Source organism: Schleiferilactobacillus perolens DSM 12744 (genome assembly GCF_001435585.1).
GTDB lineage: Bacteria > Bacillota > Bacilli > Lactobacillales > Lactobacillaceae > Schleiferilactobacillus > Schleiferilactobacillus perolens.
In genome coordinates this window covers 1-24,951 of sequence record NZ_AZEC01000011.1, presented here as the reverse complement: position 1 = coordinate 24,951, position 24,951 = coordinate 1, and the positions used below count along the sequence as shown (strand labels likewise).

Annotated in this window: 27 protein-coding genes; 22 read left to right on the top strand and 5 right to left on the bottom strand. The window is 51.5% G+C overall.

Annotated features, from left to right (window positions below; translation table 11 throughout):
- Positions 1-24: 24 nt before the first annotated feature.
- Complete coding sequence (locus tag FD09_RS11135; RefSeq protein WP_057821349.1) at positions 25-1,149, bottom strand: ABC transporter ATP-binding protein; 1,125 nt, start codon at positions 1,147-1,149, stop codon at positions 25-27.
- 165 nt (positions 1,150-1,314) lie between these two features.
- Between FD09_RS11135 and FD09_RS11130 the strand changes: the two genes are divergently transcribed.
- From FD09_RS11130 to FD09_RS11120, 3 genes are read left to right on the top strand one after another with little or no spacing between them, the layout of a single operon-like run.
- Positions 1,315-1,833 carry an NUDIX domain-containing protein gene (locus FD09_RS11130; RefSeq protein ID WP_057821348.1) on the top strand — a complete coding sequence of 173 codons (519 nt, stop codon included), beginning with the start codon at positions 1,315-1,317 and terminating at the stop codon, positions 1,831-1,833.
- Positions 1,834-1,846: 13 nt separating this feature from the next.
- The gene (locus FD09_RS11125) at positions 1,847-2,683 is read left to right on the top strand and encodes a DUF72 domain-containing protein (RefSeq protein ID WP_235812273.1); all 837 of its coding nucleotides are present in this window, start codon (positions 1,847-1,849) and stop codon (positions 2,681-2,683) included.
- 15 nt (positions 2,684-2,698) lie between these two features.
- Complete coding sequence (locus tag FD09_RS11120) at positions 2,699-2,935, top strand: cytochrome b5 domain-containing protein (protein ID WP_057821346.1); 237 nt, start codon at positions 2,699-2,701, stop codon at positions 2,933-2,935.
- A gap of 52 nt (positions 2,936-2,987) precedes the next feature.
- On the opposite strand, the gene FD09_RS11115 is transcribed toward FD09_RS11120, so the two are convergent.
- Positions 2,988-3,383, bottom strand: coding sequence for a type II toxin-antitoxin system HicB family antitoxin (locus FD09_RS11115; protein ID WP_057821344.1), 396 nt, complete (start codon positions 3,381-3,383; stop codon positions 2,988-2,990).
- A 241-nt stretch (positions 3,384-3,624) separates the two neighbouring features.
- Here FD09_RS11115 and metG point away from each other — a divergent pair, with 241 nt between their 5' ends.
- The 11 genes from metG (at position 3,625) to FD09_RS11060 (ending at position 15,533) form a co-directional block, all read left to right on the top strand.
- Positions 3,625-5,661 carry a methionine--tRNA ligase gene (gene metG / locus FD09_RS11110; protein WP_057821343.1) on the top strand — a complete coding sequence of 679 codons (2,037 nt, stop codon included), beginning with the start codon at positions 3,625-3,627 and terminating at the stop codon, positions 5,659-5,661.
- Positions 5,662-5,683: 22 nt separating this feature from the next.
- Entirely contained in the window at positions 5,684-6,472 is a 789-nt protein-coding gene (locus FD09_RS11105; RefSeq protein WP_057821341.1) for a TatD family hydrolase, read from the top strand.
- On the top strand, positions 6,465-7,031 hold the full coding sequence (rnmV, locus tag FD09_RS11100) for a ribonuclease M5 (protein ID WP_057821339.1): 567 nt from the start codon (positions 6,465-6,467) through the stop codon (positions 7,029-7,031). The genes FD09_RS11105 and rnmV overlap by 8 nt, the downstream gene beginning before the upstream one ends.
- Before the next feature lie 5 nt (positions 7,032-7,036).
- The gene (rsmA, locus tag FD09_RS11095; protein ID WP_057821337.1) at positions 7,037-7,915 is read left to right on the top strand and encodes a 16S rRNA (adenine(1518)-N(6)/adenine(1519)-N(6))-dimethyltransferase RsmA; all 879 of its coding nucleotides are present in this window, start codon (positions 7,037-7,039) and stop codon (positions 7,913-7,915) included.
- A 101-nt stretch (positions 7,916-8,016) separates the two neighbouring features.
- A complete protein-coding gene (locus tag FD09_RS11090) occupies positions 8,017-8,268 on the top strand; it encodes a Veg family protein (RefSeq protein ID WP_057821335.1) in 252 nt (83 codons plus the stop codon).
- Positions 8,269-8,619: 351 nt separating this feature from the next.
- A complete protein-coding gene (gene ispE / locus FD09_RS11085) occupies positions 8,620-9,513 on the top strand; it encodes a 4-(cytidine 5'-diphospho)-2-C-methyl-D-erythritol kinase (protein WP_057821333.1) in 894 nt (297 codons plus the stop codon).
- Positions 9,503-9,874, top strand: coding sequence for an ArsR/SmtB family transcription factor (locus tag FD09_RS11080; RefSeq protein ID WP_057821331.1), 372 nt, complete (start codon positions 9,503-9,505; stop codon positions 9,872-9,874). Before ispE ends, FD09_RS11080 begins: the two co-directional genes overlap by 11 nt.
- Positions 9,875-10,048: 174 nt before the next feature.
- Entirely contained in the window at positions 10,049-11,593 is a 1,545-nt protein-coding gene (locus tag FD09_RS11075) for a multicopper oxidase family protein (RefSeq protein ID WP_057821330.1), read from the top strand.
- Between the two features lie 248 nt (positions 11,594-11,841).
- On the top strand, positions 11,842-12,705 hold the full coding sequence (gene purR, locus FD09_RS11070) for a pur operon repressor (RefSeq protein WP_057821328.1): 864 nt from the start codon (positions 11,842-11,844) through the stop codon (positions 12,703-12,705).
- Between the two features lie 426 nt (positions 12,706-13,131).
- The gene (gene glmU / locus FD09_RS11065) at positions 13,132-14,520 is read left to right on the top strand and encodes a bifunctional UDP-N-acetylglucosamine diphosphorylase/glucosamine-1-phosphate N-acetyltransferase GlmU (RefSeq protein ID WP_057821326.1); all 1,389 of its coding nucleotides are present in this window, start codon (positions 13,132-13,134) and stop codon (positions 14,518-14,520) included.
- Between the two features lie 29 nt (positions 14,521-14,549).
- Positions 14,550-15,533: a ribose-phosphate diphosphokinase gene (locus tag FD09_RS11060; RefSeq protein WP_057821325.1), complete on the top strand. Its 984-nt coding sequence runs from the start codon at positions 14,550-14,552 to the stop codon at positions 15,531-15,533.
- 64 nt (positions 15,534-15,597) lie between these two features.
- Here FD09_RS11060 and mscL read toward each other — a convergent pair whose 3' ends face one another.
- Positions 15,598-15,981, bottom strand: a complete 384-nt coding sequence (mscL, locus tag FD09_RS11055) for a large conductance mechanosensitive channel protein MscL (protein ID WP_057821323.1) — start codon at positions 15,979-15,981, stop codon at positions 15,598-15,600.
- Positions 15,982-16,126: 145 nt separating this feature from the next.
- On the opposite strand from mscL, the gene FD09_RS11050 reads away from it, so the two are divergent.
- From FD09_RS11050 to FD09_RS11035, 4 genes are read left to right on the top strand one after another with little or no spacing between them, the layout of a single operon-like run.
- Positions 16,127-17,074: an AAA family ATPase gene (locus FD09_RS11050; RefSeq protein ID WP_057821493.1), complete on the top strand. Its 948-nt coding sequence runs from the start codon at positions 16,127-16,129 to the stop codon at positions 17,072-17,074.
- Positions 17,075-17,079: 5 nt separating this feature from the next.
- Entirely contained in the window at positions 17,080-18,114 is a 1,035-nt protein-coding gene (locus tag FD09_RS11045) for a DUF58 domain-containing protein (protein ID WP_057821322.1), read from the top strand.
- A complete protein-coding gene (locus tag FD09_RS11040; protein WP_057821320.1) occupies positions 18,111-20,366 on the top strand; it encodes a transglutaminase TgpA family protein in 2,256 nt (751 codons plus the stop codon). Before FD09_RS11045 ends, FD09_RS11040 begins: the two co-directional genes overlap by 4 nt.
- Before the next feature lie 5 nt (positions 20,367-20,371).
- Entirely contained in the window at positions 20,372-20,830 is a 459-nt protein-coding gene (locus FD09_RS11035; RefSeq protein ID WP_057821490.1) for an NUDIX domain-containing protein, read from the top strand.
- A gap of 3 nt (positions 20,831-20,833) precedes the next feature.
- Here the strand turns inward: FD09_RS11035 and yidA are convergent, their stop codons facing one another.
- Positions 20,834-21,649 carry a sugar-phosphatase gene (gene yidA, locus FD09_RS11030; protein ID WP_057821488.1) on the bottom strand — a complete coding sequence of 272 codons (816 nt, stop codon included), beginning with the start codon at positions 21,647-21,649 and terminating at the stop codon, positions 20,834-20,836.
- A complete protein-coding gene (locus tag FD09_RS11025) occupies positions 21,642-23,006 on the bottom strand; it encodes an HD domain-containing protein (RefSeq protein WP_057821318.1) in 1,365 nt (454 codons plus the stop codon). The genes yidA and FD09_RS11025 overlap by 8 nt, the downstream gene beginning before the upstream one ends.
- A gap of 412 nt (positions 23,007-23,418) precedes the next feature.
- Between FD09_RS11025 and FD09_RS11020 the strand changes: the two genes are divergently transcribed.
- The 4 genes from FD09_RS11020 (at position 23,419) to FD09_RS11005 (ending at position 24,932) form a co-directional block, all read left to right on the top strand.
- A complete protein-coding gene (locus FD09_RS11020) occupies positions 23,419-23,712 on the top strand; it encodes a WXG100 family type VII secretion target (protein WP_057821316.1) in 294 nt (97 codons plus the stop codon).
- A 155-nt stretch (positions 23,713-23,867) separates the two neighbouring features.
- Positions 23,868-24,266 carry a DUF4176 domain-containing protein gene (locus FD09_RS11015; protein WP_057821314.1) on the top strand — a complete coding sequence of 133 codons (399 nt, stop codon included), beginning with the start codon at positions 23,868-23,870 and terminating at the stop codon, positions 24,264-24,266.
- Positions 24,266-24,643, top strand: coding sequence for a hypothetical protein (locus FD09_RS11010; protein ID WP_057821312.1), 378 nt, complete (start codon positions 24,266-24,268; stop codon positions 24,641-24,643). Before FD09_RS11015 ends, FD09_RS11010 begins: the two co-directional genes overlap by 1 nt.
- 19 nt (positions 24,644-24,662) lie before the next feature.
- Positions 24,663-24,932, top strand: coding sequence for a hypothetical protein (locus FD09_RS11005; protein ID WP_057821310.1), 270 nt, complete (start codon positions 24,663-24,665; stop codon positions 24,930-24,932).
- Positions 24,933-24,951: the final 19 nt, after the last annotated feature.

Below are 24,951 nucleotides of genomic sequence, written 5' to 3'. Positions count from 1 at the left end.
CCTCGATTAGCGGTTGGTTACAGACTACGCTTCGTCATCAGCGTAGATGGCATCAGTAGTCTCTTTGTCGAAGAAGTGGGCTTTGTTCAAGTCAAAGGCCATTTCGACAGTATCGCCAGGCTTGTGGTAATCACGGGCATCAACCCGGGCAACGAATTCAGTGGCATCTACCTTAGCGTAGAGCATGGATTCACTACCAAGTAATTCGGAAACAACCACGGTGGTCTTAGCGACTGCTTCAGGGAAGGTTTCAATGAACGCTTCCTCGGCGTGGATGTCTTCAGGACGAACACCGACAACCAGATCCTTACCGTCATAGCCCTTGTCAACCAAGACCTTCAAGCGGCCCTGGGGCACCTTCAGGTTCAGGCCCTTGCCGTCGGTGATGTGGCCGTCGCTCAGATGAACATTGAAGAAGTTCATCGCAGGGGAGCCAATGAAACCAGCCACGAATTCGTTCTTCGGTGTGTCATAGACTTCGGCTGGCGTACCAATTTGCTGCACCTTACCCATGGACATGACAACGATCCGGTCCGCCATGGTCATCGCTTCGGTTTGGTCGTGGGTCACGTAAATGGTAGTGGTCTTTAACCGCTGGTGCAATTTGGCGATCTCTGCCCGCATGGTGACCCGCAACTTGGCATCCAAGTTGGACAAGGGTTCATCCATCAGGAAGATTGGCGCATCCCGAACGATTGCCCGGCCTAGCGCGACACGCTGCCGTTGACCACCGGAAAGAGCAGCCGGTTTACGATCCAAGTAATCGGTCAAGCCCAGAATTTCTGCGGCTTCGTCTACCCGTTTCTTGATATCGTCTTTTTCGTATTTCCGCAGTTTCAAACCAAATGCCATGTTATCAAACACGGTCATATGCGGATACAGCGCGTAGTTCTGGAAGACCATGGCAATGTCCCGATCCTTGGGTGCCACGTCGTTCATGATTTGGCCCCCGATCTTCAGGTCACCTTTCGTGATGTCTTCCAACCCGGCGATCATCCGCAGTGTCGTGGACTTACCACACCCAGAGGGGCCAACGAATACGATGAATTCGTGGTCATCAATGTGGAGGTCAAAATCTGCAACAGCATAGGTCCCTTCCGCTGCATCAGGGTATTCCTTATAAATGTGGTCCAAATCAACTTTAACCATTTTATTTACGTCTCCTTTACTTGATTACGTTTACAGCATAATTGAAATCGGTTGCAGGGACAACGGCTAAACTGCTCAAAGTTTCCCCCTGCTTTTTGTGCACATTGCATAAGGACCCAAAAATTGCGAAGATAAGGGTGATAATTCGTGACGAGGAGTGGGCAAATGGCAAAGTATAAGTACACCCTGGCATTGATTACAGACGGTCGGCAGATCTTGATGTTCAACCGGTTCAAGCCCCCTTATCCGGGGTTGTGGAATGGCATCGGTGGCAAAGTGGAGACTGGTGAAACACCGCTGGCCGCGGGTTGCCGAGAAATTATGGAAGAAACAACAATCACAGCAGATGAATACACCATGGCGCAGTTGGGCGTCATTGACTGGTACGTCAATGGCGAATTTCGCGATGGTATTTACTTATTTCGGGCACTGCTCCACACTCCGATCAGCCATTCCCGGTATCCCCAGTGGATGCGAGAGGGAATTTTGCAACCATATCGAGCCGACTGGTTGACCCGGAGTGATAATACAGGTGTGGTGCCGGATGTGCAGCGGATCATTCCAGAGATCTTAGCGGCGGATCAACTTTATGTGGAGACAAACTTTGAAGCAGAGCGTTTGACCCATTTTGCCTTACTTGATCCGGTACAGGTGATGCGGGATACTGATGGCAATCTATTGTAGTCGAGGTGAGTAAATGGTGATTCGCATTGGGGCGACGACATGGACGGAACATCCCACATTATTGGGCGTGAATCGGAAGCTGACCCTGGCAGAATACGCCGAATTTTTCCCAGTGGTGGAAGTGGACACGGCGTTTTATGCCATTCCGCAAGCCAGCACTGTTCATCGCTGGCGGGCACAGGTACCGGCGGGCTTCCAGTTTATTATTAAAGCCAATGCCGTGATTACCAAACACGAGCAATCCACGGAATATGATCTGCCCACGACGGTGCAGACTTTTAAGCAAGCTTTTGCCGAGCTGAAGCAGTATCATCAATTACAAGCAGTGCTTCTGCAGATGCCGCCGTTTTTTACGGTCAGTCGAGAAAATATTCTCTATCTGCGAAAACTGCGTGAATTGTTTGGGGATTGGCCGTTGACGGTGGAGTGGCGGAATAATAGCTGGTATCGGCCGGCGTTAGTGAAGGAAAATATGCTGCTTCTGCAGGAGTTGGATATGAGTCTGACCATTGCGGATGAACCAGCGACGCAGGGCAATAGCGTGCCGTTCTATCCGGCGGTGACTAATTCGGAGCGGGCTTTCTTCCGGCTCCATGGGCGTAATCTGGCCGGGTGGCAAAACCCGGGGGCAGGGTGGCGCAAAAAGCGGACGCTGTATCGGTATAATGAAGTAGAATTAAACCAGATTGCGGATGCCGTGAAGCGGGTTGCTGCCCAAGCCAAAGATACCACCATTATTTTTAACAATAATGCTGGCGGCGACGCGGCGGATAATGCCTTAGGCCTACAGAAAATATTAGGCCTGGAGTTTACGGACTTGAATCCCCAACAACTTGATTTTGATATCTAAGAAGGAGAGATTGATATGGCAGAACAAACTTTTACCAAAGAACAATTGGCCCAATACGACGGCAAAGACGGGCGCAAGCCATACGTGGCCATTGATGGGATCGTCTACGACATGAGCAATATCGGACCGTGGCAAGGTGGCGAACACCACGGTCATGTGGCTGGACGCGATCTCAGTGCAGAAATTGATTCTGCGCCGCATAAGCGGATAGTGATTGCGCACTTGACTGCGGTGGGCAAATATATCGGTTAATTCGCAGCCTTGATGCTGTATCCGTCAGGGTTCAGATATTTGTTCCCGTACTTTATCGTTCCAATTTTTCCTTCAGTGCCGTTGTGAGCGTCGCTGAGAAATTGACGCCGCGTTCCTTGCCTAGTGTGTTGAGATAGGCCGGGATCGTGAGCGTTTTTTTGACTAATTTGTTTTCCTCACGCTCTCTGGCCAAGGTCGTGTCCACTTCAATCGGAATTAACAAAACATGGGGAGTGACGGAGATTTCCTCGGCATTTTTGGGTGCGGGCACTGCGTCATGACTATCTTCAGCGACCAGAAGATAGCCTTCTAACGCATCGTGGGCCATGTGGAGCGCTTCTTGCAGATTATCGCCATACGTCGCAACGGCAGGCGTGAAGTCTGGAAATTCGACTTCGTATTGGCTTTGGGTGTTCTTTGCAAATTTGGCGAAATACATGTATTTCATTAAGATCATCTCCAGCCCACTTTTTCATTAACTTAACACGTACATCTACACGTGTCCACCAAGGCGTTTAACAGTGAAACAAGTTACCCACGCGAAATCCGTATTCCACTTTCTGAAATCAAGCTCGATATCCAAATTATGCTATACTATTCCCAAGTATCGCTATTTTCGTAGCGTAAAAAGGTAGACCGGGCTGGGCTCATTTCCCAGTCGGCGGCAACCGTATTTGGAGGCTTTTTTAATGTCTGAGGCAAAACCCACTTTCTATATCACGACGCCCATTTACTATCCATCTGGGCAATTACACATTGGTAATTCATATACCACAATCGCAGCTGACACATTGGCACGGTATAAGCGCATGCGCGGTTACGATGTCTTCTTCCTGACCGGGACCGACGAACACGGGCTGAAGATCGAGCAGAAGGCAGAAGCATTGCACATGTCACCGAAGGAATACGTGGATGGCATGGCGGCCGATATCAAGAAGCTGTGGAAGATGCTGGACATTTCCAACGACAAGTTTATCCGCACCACGGATGATTACCATGTCAAAGCGGTCCAAAAGATCGTTGAACAGTTGATCAAACAAGGCGACGTGTATCTTGGCGAATACGTCGGCTGGTATTCTGTGGACGATGAAGAGTACTTCACTGAAACCCAATTGGCCGAAGTATATCGGGATAAAGACGGCAAGGTGATCGGGGGGAAAGCACCTTCTGGTCACGATGTGCAACTGGTGAAAGAAGAATCCTATTTCTTCCGGATGAGCAAATATGCAGACTGGTTGCTGCAATACTATAAAGATCATCCGCATTTCATCCAACCGGAGTCCCGTAAGAACGAAATGATCAACAACTTTATCAAACCGGGTCTGGAAGACTTAGCCATGTCCCGGACCAGTTTCAGCTGGGGTGTGCCCATTCCGTCTAATCCGAAGCATGTGGTTTATGTATGGGTTGACGCGTTGCTGAACTATATCACCGCGCTGGGTTACGGCAGTGACGATGATTCCCTGTTCAAGAAATACTGGCCGGCCGATGTGCAGTTCGTCGGGAAGGAAATCGTCCGGTTCCACACGATTTACTGGCCGATCATTCTTCATGCGCTAGGCTTGCCGTTACCGAAGCAGGTATACGGCCATGGCTGGTTGCTGATGAAGGATGGCAAGATGTCCAAGTCCAAGGGGAACGTGGTTTATCCCGAGATGCTGGTGAAACGCTACGGTCTGGATGCACTTCGTTATTACCTGATGCGGGCCTTCCCGTTTGGCAGTGACGGCGTCTTCACCCCCGAAGACTTCATTGATCGAATCAATTATGACTTGGCCAATGACTTGGGCAACTTGCTCAACCGAACGATTGCCATGATCAACAAGTACCGGGATGGGCATGTACCCACTGAATTAACCAGTCAAACCGAATTTGATGATGATTTAGTGGCCACCGCCAGCGATGTACTGGTCGCCTACGATGATGACATGAATCATTTCCGTTTCCCCAATGCTTTGGATGAAGTTTGGCGCTTAGTCAATCGGGCCAACAAGTATATTGATGAAACTGAGCCGTGGACACTGGCCAAGAATCCTGACAAGGCGAAAGCATTGGATAGTGTGCTGGCCCACTTGGCGGAATCTTTACGGTTGGTGGCTGTGCTGATTGCCCCCGTGATGACCCAATCACCGGAAAAAATGTTTGCCCAATTGGGTCTCACTGATGCTGACCCCGCCGTGGCTGATAAGCCGGAATGGGGCGCATTCCCCAGCGGCATTACCGTCACGGATCACGCTGAACCGCTATTCCCGCGGCTGGATGCCAAAGAAGAAGTGGCCTATATCCAGGGTGAGATGAAGAAAGAACAAAAGCATCCCCAGGTCGTAGAGGAAGATCTGAACGCCGACAAGCACACGCCGTTTGATGTGCGCGCCACAGACTTGCACAACACGAAGGATGAAATTGATTTCGACACCTTCGATAAGACCGAGATTCGGGTGGCAGAAATTATTAACGTGGATAAAGTGGCCCATGCCGATAAGTTACTGAAGTTTGAATTGGACGCGGGCGACCCTACCCATCGGCAGATCATTTCCGGCATTGCCAAGTATTATCCCGACTTCAAGTCTTTGATCGGGAAAAAGGTGTTGGCCGTAACTAACCTTAAACCGCGCAAATTGCGGGGTGAAATGAGTCAAGGTATGCTGCTGTCTGCTGAGAAGGACGACCAGATCCAGTTGCTGACGGTGCCGGCTAATTTGGCCAACGGTTCGGTCATTGGTTAAACGAAGAAAGTAGGCACACACGATTACTGAATTATTTGATTCCCATACCCATTTGAATGATACGGCTTTTGCCTGGCGCGAAGCGGAGTATGTCGCCCGTGCGGCAGAGTGCGGCGTCACCCATATGGCAATCGTGGGGAGTGACGCCGAGTTAAACCAGGGTGCCCTGGTTTTAGCTCGGCGTTTTTCCCATCTATACGCGGTGGTCGGGTGGCATCCAGAGAGCGCCCGACTATACACAGCGGCCGCAGAGGCAGTCTTGAAAGAACAATTAGCCCAGCCCAAAACCGTCGCCATTGGTGAAATTGGCTTGGATTATCACTGGGATTCCAGCCCACGACCTGTGCAACGGCGGGTCTTCGCCCGGCAGTTGGAGATTGCCGCTGAGCTCAGCATGCCCGTGGTGATCCACACTCGGGAAGCACTCCAGGATACCTATGATATTTTGCGGGAAAGCCAGGTGCGCACTTTTGGTGGTGTCATGCACAGCTTCAATGGCGGGCCAGAGTGGGTCACGAAGTTTTTAGACCTGGGCATGTATGTCTCGTTCAGCGGCGTGGTGACGTATAAGAAATCTGCAGATGTCCAAGCCAGTGCCCAAGTTGTCCCAGCGGATCGTTTATTGGTGGAGACAGACGCGCCGTATTTGGCTCCAATTCCCCACCGCGGCAGCCGCAACGAACCTGCCTTCACTCGGGATACAGCAGCATTTATCGCACAATTGCGGGGTGTTTCCCTCGACGAGTTGGCGGCCGGCACATTTGCCAACACGCTGCGGGCATTCCGGATTCAGGAGGTTACCGATGATTAAAGAAGTGATCGTTGTGGAGGGCCGAGACGATACGAAACGGCTGCAAGAAGCCCTGGGCCCCGTCGATACGATAGAGACTCACGGTTTTGCTTTGCCGGATGATATCTTGGCGGCCATTGTCGAAGCCCAGAAGCGCCGCGGGATAATCATTTTCACCGATCCGGATCATCCGGGTGAAAAGATTCGCCGGGAAATTTTGGCCGTCGTGCCAGATGCCAAACAGGCCTTTCTCCCGCGCACGGCTGGAGTGCCGGTGAAGCAGGGGACATTGGGCGTGGAACATGCCAGCAATGCCACGATTAAAGCGGCTTTAGCGCAAGTCTATACACCCGTGTCTGCGCCTATTGGCGGTCCTCAGGTCACTGAGGAAGATCTCATCCGCCTCGGCTTGACCGGTACGCCCCATGCCGCCCGCTTGCGCGAATATGTGGCCGAGACGTTACATTTAGGCCACGTCAATGGTAAACAGTTACTCAAACGCCTGCATGCTTTTGCGATCACACCGCTGCAGTTAGGTAATGTGGTGCGCCAGTGGCAGAACGATCAGAAAGAAGGATAACGCCAATGCCTGAACAACCAATGATTGCCGATCCAGAACGGACTCGCGAAATAATGGCCCAGTACCATCTGCGGCCGAAGAAGAGCTTGGGTCAAAACTTTTTAACGAACCAGAATGTGTTGGCAGACATCGTCGAAGCTGCTGACTTAACCAAAGACGATACAGTGATTGAAATTGGCCCAGGGATCGGCGCGTTGACCGAATACCTGGCTCGCGCGGCTGGTCATGTGGTGGCATACGAACTGGATGATCGGCTGTTGCCGGTGCTGGCGGACACCTTGGCCCCTTATCCCAATGTGACTGTCATTCACCAAGACATCTTACAAGCTGATCCCGCCGCCTTGGCCGCGTTGGCCCCAGCGGATCATGGTCTTAAAGTCGTAGCGAACCTTCCTTATTACGTCACTACCCCGATCTTGATGCACTTTTTGGAAAGCGGCTTGCCCATTGAGCGGATGGTTATGATGATGCAAAAAGAAGTGGCCGATCGGATCACTGCCGGTCCCGGGGGCAAGGATTACGGTTCTTTGAGTGTCGCCGTCCAAATTCGAACAGCGGCCAAAGTGGCCTTTACCGTTTCACACACGGCCTTCAATCCGCCGCCCAAAGTAGATTCTGCGGTGGTGGTCTTTGACTTTTTGGAGACGCCCAACGTGCCTGCTGGGGACCAAGCATTCTTTAACCAAGTCGTGCGGGCCAGTTTTGCCCAGCGGCGTAAACAAATCATGAATAATTTATTGAATTGGTACGGCCGCACGCCAGCTAAGCGTGTTATTTTAACCGATGTATTATCTAAAGCAGGGGTGGCGCCCACTGATCGGGCTGAAACAGTTTCCATTCCCGAATTTATCACAATTAGCCGAGAACTTTCCGAGAAAAAATGAGATAAAAATAACGTTATTTTTCGACCCGCCTCATATTTTTGTGAATAGATTGACTTCTTTTCATTAAACAGGTATAATGGGTACCATTGAGGGGTGAGTCAATGCCAATTACAATCGCGAATATCAAACATCGTTTGGATGAGCGTTTGGGCGACAACTTGACCGTTGTGGCTCAGGCAGGACGGAAAAAGGTCACACGCCGGCATGGAGTACTGAAAGAAACGTACCCAGCGGTGTTTGTTGTTGATCTAGACCCGTCAACCAATGCGTTCAAGCGCGTATCTTACAGTTATACGGATCTCTTGACTAAATCCATAGAAATCAAATTCGATGACGGCACAATCACAAATTAGTAATCTGCAATCAATCAGCGGCGCGACTCAATCAGGGTCCGCCGTTTTTTGGTGTTTTTTTTGCTCTCTATAAGTGACACGTGATTATCAGACAAAATTATGAATCGTGCCGAGTCCAGTGACAATACGGAGCAATCGGATGTGGTTAGGCGCGTTTGAGACCGCGGGTTTTGCGGGCTCAAACCGCCGTCACAGCTTGCTACGCCTGTGGTTTCGCACTTGCTGCGCTTCGCAGCCCCCTGCCACCGGAGATTGCGCAGCATTGGCACGGCATCGTTCCTATCCTTTAAGTTGGCCTCCGCCCCACTTATTCGTTATAATTAATACAAAACACGCATCGGTGGAATCATTATGACAGAAATCATGGAGCGGGCAGCCGCCAAGATCAATCTCTCCCTGGACGCCCTGTACGTCCACCCAGACGGATTGCATGAATGGAAAATGGTGATGACTTGCGTGGATCTTCACGACACCGTGCGGATAACGACCCGTCGTGATGCACGGATCTGTGTCCGCACGGACAGTATGTTTCTACCCGACGATCAGCGCAATCTTGCCTTCCAAGCCGCAACCCTTTTGCAGCAGGAATTTGCCCCCAACCAAGGGGTCACCATTGACATTGAAAAACACATCCCGGTATCCGCTGGGATGGGCGGCGGCTCAGCAGATGCCGCCGCGGTTTTGCGTGCCCTCAATCGGTTATGGCAGCTTAATTTAAGTCGGGCGGAACTGGCCCAGCGGGCTCTAGTCTTAGATTCTGATGTCCCGTTTTGTGTGTACAGCGAAACGGCGTTGGTGACCGGTCGTGGAGAAATTGTAACCCCGTTGCAGGCGACCCCGGATTGCTGGTTTGTCATTGCCAAGCCGCCGGTAGCCGTGTCCACGCCACGGATTCTCAGTGCCGCCTCGACGCCTGAAGAATTGCCGCATCCAAACACGGAAACGGTGATTGCGGGGATTCAGAATCAAGATTTAACACTGATGGCTTCTGGAATGGGGAACTCTTTGGAAGCGATCACGGAGAACCGAATTGGAGAAATTCGCCGGATTCGGCAGAAGATGAAACAATTCGGCGCCATCACTGCGCAAATGACCGGCAGTGGACCGACCGTATTTGGGATTGCGGCTACCCACAGTCGTGCACAGCGAATTTACAATGGATTACGGGGGTTTTGCCCGGAGGTTTATGTGGTTCGACCACTCAAAAACCAACTAAAGGAGCAAGAAATGAAACATGGTATCTAATCCAACAACAGCGGCCCAAAGAGCCCAAGAACGGACTCGCCAAGAATTCTTAAGTGACATTGGTCATCTTAATGCCCTAGCCAGTCCCGCTCGTCAGCAATTGCTATTATTATTGGGGAACAAAGACGATTCCGGCTTGACCGTGAACGAATTAGCCGACAAGATCCAGATGTCCCAGCCGGCCACGTCCCACCATCTCAAGATCTTAAAAGACATCGGCATGATCGATTCATACCGCCGCAAGAACAAGGTATTTTATTACCTGACACTCAACGACACCATCGATCGCTTAGCCCGCATTCTGGCTGCACTGCAGGAACGCGTCAAAAGTATTCCCCAACCACACGATCTTCATCAGTAAAAGAATGGACTGAAATAATATCGAATCCCGGCGAGTTAGTGCCAATGCGGAGCAATCGGAGGTGGCTCAGCTTTGGCACGGCCCGTTGAGATTCGATTTTTGCTCTAAACAATCGATAACAATTACCATATAATCATAGGTGTAAAGAAAAGTTCCTGGGAAAGGAAGAATTTCATGGCACATCAAACTTATACGGATTACTTTTTCGACAAATCCGCGTTTAATACCCTGGATGGCGGCTACATTCCGCTGACCGTCAATCAGGAGGCGCCGGCCAAACCATTGGCCATTCCAGCACTGCATCCCGTTGATCACGAGGATGAGCAGAGTGTGGAGTACACTGTCACCGCCCGTGCTGGGGAAGTACAAATGTTGCCGGGGAAACCCACGAAGACATGGGGATACGATGCCAATGTACTGGGTCAAACGATTGTCTTCAAAGAAGGGCAGCACGTCACCATTCATCTCAAAAACGACTTACCTGAATTGACCACATTCCACTGGCATGGATTGAATGTTCCCGGGCCTTATGTGGACGGCGGCTGTCATGCCCCCGTTTATCCTGGCGAAACCAAGGATATCGAGTTTGATGTCGTGCAACCCGCCGCAACATTGTGGCTGCACGCCCATCCCTGTCCAGAAACCGCCGTACAAGTTTATAAGGGCTTAGCGGCGATGGTCCTCGTGCAGGATAAGCAGGAAGAAAAACTGCCCTTCCCACGGCACTATGGGGTGGATGATATTCCGGTCATTTTACAGGATCGGCACTTCAACGAAGACAATCAGTGGGACTATCAGGCAGATTATGATCCTGATGGTGTCCAAGGCCCGACCGCAGTAATCAATGGGACGGTCAATCCTTATTTTGACGTGACTACCCGCCGGTTACGGTTACGCTTGCTGGATGGGGCCAATCGCCGTGAATGGCGCCTGCATTTTTCCGATGACCTAGAGTTTGCCCAAATTGCTTCAGACGGCGGTATCATGCCCAGTCCCGTTTATTTCACCCACTTAATGTTATCTTGTGCCGAACGGGCCGAAGTCATCGTTGATTTCAGCAAATATGAAATTGGCGATCAGGTGGTTCTGTATTCCGACGATGTGCCGTTACTGACATTCCGGATCAAGGACAAGCAAGACAACGGGCACGATCCATTACCTGAGAAACTGGTGGATATTCCACGGTTGCAACCGACACCGGATCTGCCCGTGCAAGAAGTGGTTATGTCCGGCATGGACGAAGAAGTCGAAATGGACTGGAAAAAGTTCGACATGCAACGCATCGATAGAACCCAAGACTTAGGCGTCACCCAGGTTTGGGATGTGACCAATACCAACGACATGAAGGGCGGCATGATTCACCCGTTCCATATCCACGGTGGTCAATTCCAAATCATTTCCCGTGACGGTCACGATCCGTATCCCAATGAATACGGGTGGAAAGATACCGTCGGCGTCAATCCTGGTGAACACGTCCGCTTTGCGATGAAATTTGATTTTGCTGGCGTATATATGTATCACTGCCATATTCTTGAACACGAAGACGGCGGCATGATGGCCCAAATCGAAGTCATCGACCCCAGCAAACCACGGCCTAAATACAAGCTCATGGACCACCACACCCTCATGACCGCTTTCGCCAAAGAACGCGGTGTCAGCATGGACGACATGTGGATCGGCGCTATGAACTCGTACAAAAAGATGGGCATGCACATGTAATTCCGGTCCCGAATGTTAACGAATCACTGCCCATATTGCTAGTGAGAAAGATATTCTGCATAAAAAACTGGAATAAAAGTATGAAGTCTGACATTACTAGTGCCAAGTGAGTAGCACTTGGCACGGCAGGGGACGCTCAACTTTTGTCCCAGTTTTTGTGTCCAATCTCACGTTCACTCTTGACATTCCGAACGTTTACATGGAAAATAGAGCAAACACTCGGAATTGAGACCGAAAGGAATTGCATAATGAAAGTAAAACGTAGTGAACGATTAATCGACATCACCCAGTACCTCATGAGCCGCCCCCGGACGCTGATCCCCCTGACTTTCTTCGCCGCCCGTTACGAGTCTGCCAAGTCATCCATCAGTGAAGACCTCGCTATCGTCAAACGCACCTTCGCTGCGCGCGGTACCGGCATTCTCCAAACCGTTCCCGGTGCTGCTGGCGGTGTCCGCTACATTCCCGCAGTGACCCGGGAGTTTGCGGAAACATTCTTACAAAACGCGGCCCAACGCTTAGCCGAGAAAGAACGGCTGCTGCCTGGTGGCTATGTGTATCTCTCTGACCTACTGGGCCAGCCCACTATTTTAAATGATATTGGTCGATTAATCGCCACCCAATACGTCCGCAAACCTGTGGACGTCGTCATGACCGTGGCCACCAAGGGAATTCCCATCGCCCAAGCCACCGCTAGCTACTTGAATATTCCTTTCGTCATCGTTCGCCGGGACTCCAAAGTCACTGAAGGATCCACCGTTAGTGTCAATTATGTCTCCGGCTCCAGCAATCGGATTGAAAAAATGGAATTGTCCAAACGGTCATTACGCGAGGGTGCCAAAGTCTTGGTCGTGGACGATTTCATGAAGGGCGGCGGCACCGTCAACGGAATGCGCACCCTAATCAATGAATTCGACGCCGAATTAGTGGGCATTGCTGTCTTTGCCGAAGCCATTTTCTCCGGCAAACCAATGGTCTCCAACTATTCGTCACTCTTACGGGTCGATGATGTGAACACCCAAGAACAAACCATTGTGGCCAATCCTGGTAATTATTTGGACAACACAACTTTCTTAGATGAATTAGCCCAACCAGTCGCCACTCATTCATAATCACCAGGCTCTGCCGATGTTTTCCATTCAGGAAACCGTTGACAGAGCCTGCTTCGTATGGCAGACCACTCAGTTTTCCTGTATTATAAGGATGTATGTCCAAACTAGTATCGGAGTTGCGACAAAAGTAGGAATCCCAACAAGATTAGTGGCAATGCGGAGCAATCGGAGGTGAAATGGGGCTCAGTGGTGGAAACAGCATATAATCTTGGCCCGGTTTTGGCCAAGATTATATGCTGTTAGGCGTGTTTGAGACCGCGCACTTTGCGGGCTCAAACCGCCGTCACCACTTGCTACGCCTGCGGCTACGCACTAGCTGCGCGTCGCAGCCCCATTTCACCGGAGCTTGCGCAGCATTGACACGGCACTCGGGATACCAACTTTTGCCTCAACGCCACACTCTTTCTAAATTTAGGGGGTTTCTTAATGGAACCAAGGTATGTCGTCATCTTAGCCGCAGGTATGGGCACTCGCATGAAGTCGGATGTCCACAAAGTGCTGCATAAGATTTGCGGCCGGACGATGGTCGAACACGTGCTTACACAAGTGAGCCAAGTCCAACCGAAGAAGATCATTACAGTTGTTGGCCACGGCGCCCAAGCAGTCAAAGACACACTGGGCGATCGGACAGAATATGTCGATCAACCGGAACAGCTCGGGACCGGCCACGCGGTATTGCAAACAGCGCCGGTGCTCGCCGACAAACACGGCGTGACACTCGTGGTCAGCGGTGATACACCGCTCCTCACGGCGGCGACATTTAACAAACTGCTGCAGTACCACACGGAAAAGGGGGCCAAGGCGACCATTTTGACCGCCACCGCCCCTGATCCGACTGGCTATGGCCGGATCATTCGGAATGATTTGGGTATCGTTGAACGTATCGTGGAACAAAAAGATACCAACCACGAAGAAGCCGCCATCCAAGAAATCAATACCGGGGTCTACTGTTTTGACAACCAGGCTCTTTTCGAAGCACTGCGCCAGGTGAAAAATAATAACGCTCAGGGTGAATATTACTTGACCGATGTGATCAGTATCATTCGTCAGGCGGGCGGGATTATTGCCGCTTACCGCATGAAAGACTTTGAAGAGTCCATGGGTGTTAACGACCGGGTGGCATTAGCTAACGCCACTAAGGTGATGCAGCATCGGATCAACACTGAATTCATGATGGCTGGTGTGTCCATGATCGACCCCGATACCACCTACATTGATGTGGGGGCTAAAATCGGCCAGGATACCATCATTGAACCCGGTGTCCAAATTCAAGGAAATACCACCATTGGCAGTCACTGTGTGGTGGGTGCGCACTCTCTACTGATTGATGCCACCATTGAGGATAATGTAAAAATCACTAGCTCCACGATCGAACATGCCATTATGCGCAAGGGCAGCGACATTGGACCGCATTCACACTTGCGGCCCCAAGCCGACATCGGTGAGGATGTGCACATCGGCAACTTCTGCGAAGTGAAGAATGCGACCCTGGGGGCCCGCACCAAGATGGGTCACTTGTCCTATGTCGGTGACGCAACTCTCGGGACAGACATTAACATTGGTTGCGGTGTGGTCTTCGTGAACTACGATGGGGTCAAGAAGTGGCATTCCAAGGTGGGCGATAAAGCCTTTATTGGCAGTAACTCTAACGTGGTGGCGCCGGTGGACATTGCCGACCACTCGTTTATCGCCGCCGGCTCGACCATTACCAAAGACTTACCATACCACGCCATGGGCATTGCCCGGGCGCGGCAAGTAAACAAAGATAACTACTGGGATAAGTTGCCGCTCAGCCAGAGTGACGAGTGGAAGTAGCAGCGTTGACAAAATGTATGGAGGCTAACATGGTTACGAATCGCTTCGGTGAGAAGTTAAAGATCTTTGCATTGAACTCCAATAAGCCATTGGCAGAAAAAATTGCCAAGGCCGTGGGTGTCCAGTTGGGTAAATCATCTGTCAATCGTTTTTCAGATGGGGAGATCCAAATCAACATCGATGAGAGTATCCGAGGTGCGGACGTTTTCTTGATTCAGTCCACCTCTGGTCCGGTCAATGATAATTTGATGGAATTGTTGATCATGATTGATGCATTACGCCGGGCCAGTGCCCGCACCATCAATGCGGTCATCCCGTATTATGGTTATGCCCGCCAGGACCGCAAGTCCCGCGCCCGGGAGCCGATTACCGCCAAATTGGTGGCCAACATGCTGCAACGGGCGGGGGCCGATCGAATTTTGGCACTGGACCTGCATGCTGCTCAAATCCAAGGGTTCTTCGATATTCCAGTGGACCACATGATGGGCGCCCCGCTGTTAGCGAACTACTTCTTGCAGCATCATCTGAATGAGAATGCGGTCGTTGTTTCACCGGATCATGGTGGTGTGACCCGGGCCCGGAAAGTGGCCGAATTCTTGAAGACACCGCTGGCAATTATTGATAAACGCCGGCCCCGGGCCAATGTGGCCGAAGTCATGAATATCATCGGCCATGTCGAAGGTAAGCGAGCAATCATTATCGACGATATGATTGATACCGCCGGGACAATCACCTTAGCTTCCCAAGCACTGGCCGATGCCGGTGCGACTGAAGTGTATGCCAGCTGTACCCACCCGGTACTGTCCGGCCCAGCCATTGAGCGGATCAAGAACTCAGCGATTAAGCGCTTGGTCGTCACAGACTCCATTCAGTTGCCGCCAGAAAAGATGATCGACAAGATGGTCATTGTTTCTGTCGCTAAGCTGCTCGGCGAAGCCATTGTCCGCATTTACGAAAATGAACCGGTCAGCCCGTTGTTTGGGATTCAGCACCAGTTGCAAAATCAGTCCTAATTTGAATCTGGGATATGAAAACAGCCTCTTTCAAGCAAATTATTTGCTGGGAAGAGGCTGTTTTTTATTCTGGCTGATTGGTTTCTTTGGTGGCCAGCAGATCGCGGATTTCTTTGAGATAATCTGTTTCGGTGGGTCCAACCGGAGCGGCCTCTTTAGGTGGTCGCAACTTATTCATCGCTTTGACGATCAGGAAGATGACGAAAGCAGTGATTAAAAAGGTGATGGCGGATTGCAGGAAGGCTCCGACTTTGAATTGGGCCGATCCCACCTTGAAAATTAAGCTGTTTTGTAAGTTAACGCCGCCTAAAAACAAGCCAATTAGCGGTGACAGTAATGTCGTATTCAATGCGGCGACGACGGCATTGAACGCACCGCCGATTAATACCCCGATGGCCAGATCGATCACACTGCCTCGGGAAATGAATTCTTTGAATTCCTTGATCATTTATTTTGCCTCCTTCTATTGTATATCTATAGTATATCGAGTCGAGCGGGGATGGCGCATCCGTAAATGCCACATTTTTAAATAAATCCGGTACAATAAGAGTATCGAAGAGAATTTATCAGAAAGCGAAGTGCGGGCCGTGATTATTTCAGATAGTGTCAGTGCAAAGCAGTGTATCGATCAAATTGCCGCCAACGTGGCCGAGACGGTCATTGGCAAACCCCATGAAATTATGTTGACCATTGCGGCGATGCTGGCGGGCGGACATGTGTTGTTTGAAGATATTCCCGGGGTGGGAAAGACCACGCTGGTGCGCTCCTTGGCCAATGCCCTCCAGCTCCCTTTTCAGCGGATTCAATTTACACCGGATTTACTGCCCAGCGACATCATTGGGGTCACCATTTACGATGAGAGCCGCCACGACTTTTCCTTCCGCGAGGGACCTGTGTTTACCACGGTCCTCTTAGCGGATGAAATTAATCGGGCCACGCCCCGTGCACAAGCGGCCTTGCTGGAAGCTATGGCGGAGCGGCGGGTGACGGTGGATGGGACCACGTATGATTTAAGCCCGGACTTCTTTGTGCTGGCGACCCAGAATCCCACAGATTATGAGGGTACTTATCCATTGCCGGAAGCCCAAATCGACCGGTTCTTGTTCCGTCTGTCATTGGGTTACCCCGATCGCCGTGCGGAGCAGCAGCTGCTTATCGGCGCCGATCCGGCCGCCCACATTCACGATATTGCACCGGTGATTGCCACCGATGATCTGAAGAATTTGAAGCAAATGGCGGCGACGGTCCATGTGAGCGATGCATTGATCGACTACATTTGGCGGCTGATTGATGCCACCCGCCAAGATCCCCGGGTCCGCCTGGGAATCTCTCCCCGGGGCGGCATGGCCCTGGTCAGTGCCGCTAAGGCGTACGCGCTTTGCATGGGGCGGGAGTATGTCCTGCCGGATGACGTGCAGGCCGTTTTGGCGCCGACTTTCCATCACCGGTTGATCCTCAACCAAGGCAGTAATGGCGAGGTCGATCCGGTGCCCGCAATTTTGCAGGATATTCTGCGTACCACCACTGTCCCAGTGGAGTGAATGCCATGAGGAATCGAATCAAGCACTGGCTCGGCAACATATTTTTTATCCTGGTCGTGGTCGCCAGCTTCTTTTTGGCGGCTATTTTTAACTCGGCCATGGTGTGGGCCATCTGGTATGGCATGGTGTTCATTTTTATCCTCTGCGTTAGTCAGATGGTGTGGCCGCTGGGGAGCATTCATTGGCAGGTGGCCCCGCGCCAAGCTGTGGCTAATCAGCCCTTCCAACTCACGGCGCAGGTGCGCATGAAGCATTGGTGGCAGTGGCTGACTCAAGTGCAAGTCCGGGATCAGCAGGGGTGGCAGTCCCCATTGTTGCTACTGGGTAAACGACCGGTACCGGATCAGTGGCACGCCCAGTTGCCCCGGGGGGTCTTCAGTCATTTAACGGTGGATACTGCCGCCAGCGATCTGTTTGGCCTGTTGCGCCGCGGCCGGCGATTGCGGGTACCGGTGGATATTATGGTCGTCCCGGCCGCCGAGCCGGCTTTAGCTGCCAAGGTATTGCCCGCTTTGAATGCATTACGCGCCCGGCAGCAAAGCGGGCTAGCAGACCCGTATAGTTTAAAAGGGTTTCGACCCTATGTCCCTGGTGATCCGTTGGGGGTCATTGATTGGCAGATCACTGCCCGCACCGGCCATCCGATGATTCGGGAACTGCTGCCGGAACCGACGCCTTTTATCCACATTTTGTTCAGTCAGGATCGTCCTCACTTTGATGAACAAACCTGGGCGTTGTTTTATACCCTCCAACAAGCCACGGCCAATTGGACCAATGTCCAATATTGGTGGCCGGATGACCAGGGAGTGTGGCAAACAGCCCATCGCCTGGCCCCGGCTGTTGCGGCGGCTTATCAGCCGGCGGAAAAATTGGCTGCCTGGGCAGGAGCCGGTACGGGCCAAATGCAGGGGGCCAAAGTGGTTACACTGGGGTCAAGACGCCCCGAACTGCCGGCCGGCGTCCACCCTGTGCAAATTCAAATTGGGACTGATGGCACGCTGGTTTGGCCAGATCGGAGAAAGCAGGTGAGTGCGGTATGAGACAATTACGCCAGCCTTTCTTAGTCGTCGGGGGCATTCTTTTACATGCGGCGATGATTATGATCACCATGCCGACATTTGTCCGGGTCAATCACTTGCGCGCCGAGTGGCCGCTCATGCTCTTTGTTCTGGTGGCGATTGTCTGCGTCCTGCCGTGGCGATTGGGCCGACGGTGGTGGCCGCTCACTTTCCTGACGCTGCCCCTGGCCATGATCGGCATTGTGTACGCGTTGTTTCCCGGCCGGGGCGGCATCACAGTGGCCTGGGCCGAGCAAACGATTAACCGGCTGAGTGACAGTATTGCCAGTTATCTTGGGGCGACCGCCGCGACAGTGCCGTCACTGTTGAGTTTAGTGCTCATTTTACTGGCCATTGCCGCACTCACGATTCTCTATGTGCGTTACGATATCTGGTTGGTCACGGCGTTAGCGTTGGTGGCCTATCTTGTGGCCGTGAATGTGTTCAACGGCGATGACTTGACGACCACGGTGATGTTATTAATGACTGTGGCCAGTGTCCTGGCCGTGGTGCGCCAGTTGATGGCAGATCGGCCCCGCTGGCCGGTCACCATTGCCGGGGTGGTCACGGCGCTAGCGGCAGTGGGGCTGATGCAGCTGGCGGCCAATCAAAATACTTATTTGGCCAACGTCACGGCGCCGCTGGTGAATAACACCAGCGCTTTGCGGGATCGATTGAACACCGCCGGCTTTTTCCAATCGTTGGAACGGTTTGGTGCCGGTTCAGCCCGGACCGGTTTCAGCGAGAACGATACAACTTTAGGCGGCCCGCTATTTGATGATAATTCAGTGGTCTTCACCGCAGTGGATTATGAAGATCATTATTGGCGAGTGGAGACCAAGGACGACTACACCGGGAAGGGCTGGGAAACCAGCGTGCTGACTGATTATGAGCGGTTGCGGGGGTTACCGGCGCAATTGCCGATTGCCGGGATGACGTCGAAGACGGCCGCCACCAAACACAACTTATCCATGACGTTCACCGACGCCAGCGATTTTGTCCCGCTGCCCTATGGCGCCATTACGCTGAATTCTGTTGATCGGCAAACCACCAATGTGTTTGTCGGCTGGGCAGGGAACCGCAATCGATTGTTCACCGGCGGGCGCAGTCGGTCGTTTGCGGCGGTGAATCGTATTACTGCCACCTATGAAAAATACAATTACACCACCAGCCAGCTCGTCAATGCGCCGAACCCTACGATTGACCAAGGAACCAGTGCTTTTTCCCGAGATCTGGAACTGCCCCGTAGTGTGACGAAACGCACTAAGGATCTGGCGGCCCGGATTGTGCGGAATAAGACAACTTATTATAGTCAAGTGACGGCGATCCGCGATTACCTGCGGGATAATATGGATCTGCTATATTCCAAAGTGGATACCCCGCGAACGCCCAGTGGGCGAGATTATGTGGACTATTTTCTGTTCGATAGTAAAACTGGGTACTGCGACAACTATTCTACGGCCATGATCGTGATGCTGCGCAGTCTCGGGATTCCGGCAAGATGGGCCAAAGGGTTTAACGGCGGCAATCCGGTGGGTATCGCCAGCGGCGGCCGCTCCCAGTATCAAATTCTCAATTCTGCCGCCCATTCCTGGCCAGAGGTTTACTTTACCGATATCGGCTGGGTGCCCTTTGAGCCGACCCCCGGATTCACCAATCCTGACGAGCGGAAGCAAACAGCGAATGAATCTGATACACCATCGGCCAGCAGCAGCAGTACCGCCAGTTCAGCCAGCTCCAGCAGCAGTACCAGTTCAGTCAGTCGCAGCGTCTCACAGGCCGCCCGCAGCAGCGTCAGCAGTACCAGTGACACCACCACGACCACCAATGATTATTCTGGCTGGCTCATCGCCGGGATTGCGGCGGGAGTAGCGGCCCTCAGTGCGGGGCTCTTGTTCTGGCAGCGGCGGCGGGTGTTGATCATGTGGACCAGCTGGCGGTTGCGCCACCTGACAAATGGCGATTTGGCCCGCGTTTTCCGTCTCTTTGACCGGGTCGTCACGGCCTTCTTGCCCCGCCCAGTCGGCGAGACAATCACCGCCTATTACCAGCGGTTCACCACGACCTATGATCTGCCGCCGGATAGTTTGACCGGGTTAGTTGAAAATGTGAATGACCTGCTTTACAGTGGACAAAACGGGGCAAAACAAATGGTGGATCAGTCCACACTGGAGAAACTGCAACAAGTGTTGCGGATTCTCCAGACCAGTTTGCGGACGAAGAAAGGAAAGTGATGCAGATGGCGATACCGACTTTTGGCCAGTTGCCAGCGGGCATGTCTTATGCCACCCGGACCGGTGCTTATGTGGTGATTCCCGACGCCGATCGGCAGCGGATTCTGGTGTTGATTGCGCCCAACGGCGCATTGATTTTACCCGGCGGCGGCATGGAGGCCGGGGAAGACCAGCAGGCAACATTGACCCGGGAATTACGGGAGGAATTCGGCATTGCCATCCCGCCCGCAACTTACTTGGGCGAGGCGGCGGATTACTACTATTCCCGCCATCGGCGCACCGCTTTTTACAATCCTGGCTACTTTTTTGCCACAACCGGGTATAAAAAAATAGCCCCCCCGTTGGAGGACTTTAATATACTGACGTGGCAGCCGATTATTACGGCACAGTTTGCGTTAAAACGGGCATCCCACCGCTGGGCACTGGATCAGTGGTTACAAACCCAGGGCGTGCGGCCCTCATGATAATTAATTGAGCACATACTTTTCAATGGCCTGGGCCACCCCGTCTTCAATGTTGGAGGCGGTGGTGATCTGGGCTGTTTCTTTGACCTCTGGAATGGCGTTGGCCATAGCGACCCCGGTGCCGGCAAACTCTAACATACTAATATCGTTACCCTGGTCCCCGAAGGCCATGACGGCTTCCTTGGCGACCCCTAACCGTTTGGCTAGATCACGTAGGGCATTGCCTTTACTGGCATTGGGGTTGATGACTTCCAGGAAGAAGGGCTCGCTGCGCACAAAGCGGAAGCGATCTAAGTATTTCTGCGGGATCTGACCCTGCATGGCGTCCAGCAGCTTCGGATCGTCAATGAACATGACCTTCGAGAAACGTTTGCTGGCCGGGAAATCGTCAATGGCCCGATACCGAATCGGCATATGGGTCAGGTAGCTCTCACCCACAGAATAAGGAGAAATGTTCTTATTGGTGGTGTACATATGATGGTCGTCCTCCGCGTGCATGTGCACGCCCATCTTGCGGCCCAAATATTCCAGGTCAAAGAAATCGGTAAAGGAGATTGTGTGGCGTACCAAGACGGCCTCATCGCTGGTCTTTTGCACCAACGACCCATTGAAGGTGATCACATAATCATCCGGATCAAGCAGATCCAATTGCGCCAGAAAGTCCCGCACCCCGGCGAGCGGCCGGCCAGTGCAGACGACCACATGGACCCCTTGCTCCTTGGCAGCCTTCACGGCGGCAATGGTCCGCGGATTCAATTGACTATGTTCATTCAACAAGGTACCGTCCAGATCAACGGCCACGATTTGGTACTTACTCATCATCAGCATCCTTTCTGGGAAAAGACAGCGCACCGTTATGGATGTAGCGCTGGAATTGGTCATAAATGGGGGAGAAGAGGCTGTCGTCTTGTTTCGCCAGCATCTCTTTAGGGAAGTAGAAACGCTCATCACCCGTGGACCGGCCCGCGATGGCCGCCACCAGCATACTCAAGGTGGACAGCTCATTCAACGTGCCGTCCTCCGCCATGATTTCAATCTGGGTCTTTGGCTCTTTGGATGACGGATCATAGGCATCATAGGGTAAATCATAACTGTCATTGAGCGCCGAGTAATAGTCCGGATTGAAACCAGCGGCCCCGATCAATTCGCGCATCTTGGGGATCAGCTCCCGCGTCTCTTGGGAATACGTGACGGACTTGAAGGGTTTACGGTCCAAGAAGCGATGGGCCAAATCCCGCAGCGCATCATCGGGATCTTCCCGCCAATAGATAAAGTAGGTATTAAGCACACCGTCATCCAAATTGAGATAATCATGCAAACTAAAGTTGCTCTCAAAGAACGGAATCAACAGCGTCGGGGTCAGCTCACCCAGCTGATGGTGTTCATACAGATATTTAGCCCGTTGCAGCAAGTGGGCCAAGACAACCTCCATTCCCCGGGAAACCGGATGGAAGTAAACCTGCTGATACATCTGGAAGCGGCAAATGATATAGTCTTCCACCGCGTGCATCCCGTCACTTTCAAAGGCAATACCCTGGGCATAAGGTCGCATTACCCGCAAGATTCGCGTCACGTCAAATAGACCATATTTGGTGCCCGTGTTATAAGCGTCCCGCAGCAAATAGTCCATTCGATCCGCATCAATTTGACTGGAAATCATTTGGACGACTTGGGGATTGGGATACGTATGATCGATCACACTGGCTACTGCTTCTGGGAAATCAGGGGCGACGGAAGAAAGCACCTGGTTCACTTCAGTTTCCGGAGAAGTGAGGATCTCCGTCGTGATATGTTCATGGTTCGTCCCGAAGATATGCTCAAAGGTATGCGAATAAGCCCCATGACCGATATCGTGGAGCAAGGCAGCACACAGCGCGACTAAGCGATTTTCGTCGTCATTCCACAACCCGTCACCAGGGTGCTTTGACGGGTAATTCTGTTGGAAATTGTTGCAGATCTGGCGGGTTAATTCGTAAACACCCAAAGAATGAGTGAATCGCGTGTGCTCAGCACCATGGAACGTGAAGGAGCTGGTGCCCAACTGCTTAATCCGGCGCAGCCGCTGGAATTCCGTGGTATTGATGAGGTCGAGAATAACTTTGTGCTCGACATGAATATAATTATGCACCGGGTCTCTGAATACTTTTTCCCGGGGCAGCAAAGGCGAAGTATACATAGTTTTCCTTCCTTAAACATTGGACGATAAATACTTAGTTTATTATAGCACGAGCGGGAAACGGTTTTTTGCCTTGCAAAAATCATCATTACCTTGTGAAAATGGTCCGGACCTTTTTATAAATATGTAAAAACGATTTGAAAATATACTTTGGACTAGACCGGAGCGACGATCGATACGTTATCCGAAAACCTGACGTGGATAGGCAATAAGATGATTCATTTTTTGTAAAAATAACTTGTAAAAATAGAATCTAAAAGGGTTAAAAAAGCGCTTTATATATTCCTGGATTTGGAATAGAATGATTTCGAGGATGTTCACTGAATCACTTGTGATATCCGGTTGGCGTAATCAACTTTCAGGAGAACTTTTGGGGAAACTGCTTAGAAATATGAAGGGAAGAGGTACAAGTATGGCCGGACAAATTTCCGTGACACCCGAAGAGCTCACACAGCAGGCTCAGGTTTACCTTCAAGCACGTGATGAAATTGAACAGGCATTGCAAAAAGTCGGCAACATGAACAACACAATTGCCGAAGAATGGAAGGGCCAAGCCTTCCAGGCATACCTGGAGCAATATGCACAACTCGAGGGCGAAGTGAAGAAATTTGAAGAGTTGCTGGCATCGATCAATCAACAGCTTGTGAAATACGCACAGACTGTTGCAGAACGCGATGCCCAGGATGCCCAGTCGTTTCACTTATAAGATTCGAATGGTACCGTTTTAACGGTGGGCTGAAATGCCGGTGCGGTATAAGACCCGCATCGGCATTTTTTAAAAGTCCCAGTAAAAGCGATACCAATTACGGTTGCACATTTGGTTGAATCCACTTACCGAAGGAAAAAATGGGGGAACAAAAAATGGAGAAGACAGAATTTTTGCCACTAGGCTCTGTGGTGATGTTAACAGGTGTTATCAAGCGGATCGTGATCGTCCAACGAGCGATTGAATTGAACCAAGAAGACGGCGGCACCAAGTATTATGATTACGGCGCGATTCTTTACCCAGAGGGGCTGGTTGAAGATCAGTTGGTCTATTTCAATCAGGAAGACATTAGCCGCTTAATCTTTAAAGGGTTTAGTGACGATGACGATACAATCATGGTTGAACAGCTAAATGAGGCATTGGCTGTTTTAGCTGATGCGGGAAAAGGTTCACTTGATGGTCAAGTCCCTGAAAAAAACGGTCAAGCGGCAACAACACCAAAGCCAAACAACGATGATGATCCCTTTGCGGCAGTACGAGAGGATGATGAGTAATGGGGTTATTAGAAGGCGTTGAAGCTGCCGCCAAGGATTTGGCGAAAAGGATGCAAGATGTCAGTGACGAAAATGCGGCTATTGACCGGCGCAATGCTATTCGTGCCGAAAAGATTGCCCGATTAGAGGCAGCCCTGAGTCAAATCAACGAGTTATTTGGCGAATGGAATGCCGTCAAGATTAGCAGTCTGGATCATGCCAGTCCAAATGTCTGGGCGGGAGATCATTATCAGCAAGACTACTTGCAAGCATTGCATAACACGGAAGATCATCAGCAGACCACCACCCAAGATATTAGCGCGGTGCAGTACGACATTCAGGATGCCATTGTGACATTACAGTCCCAGAACGAGACACATGTGTTATTACCGTTTTAACTGAGGGGAGGAAATTGCCATGGGTGTTGGACCAATCAGTATTGATCAAGGCGAATTTGGGAGTCAATTATCGTTGGCGAAAGCGGCTGCGAGTGGACTCCACTCCAAGAATGGCATGCAGAAATCATCTACCGGTTTGCAGGTCCCAGAGGTCAAGAACATTTGGGCTACCTACGATCAACTGACTAACCAAATCAATGCGCTGGAGTCGCTTTTGCTAGGCGACTTGAAGCGGGTTGATCAAGTCGGCCAAAACAAAGTTGAATTGGACACGCAGTACGCCAAATAAGAGGGTGATGACATGGCAA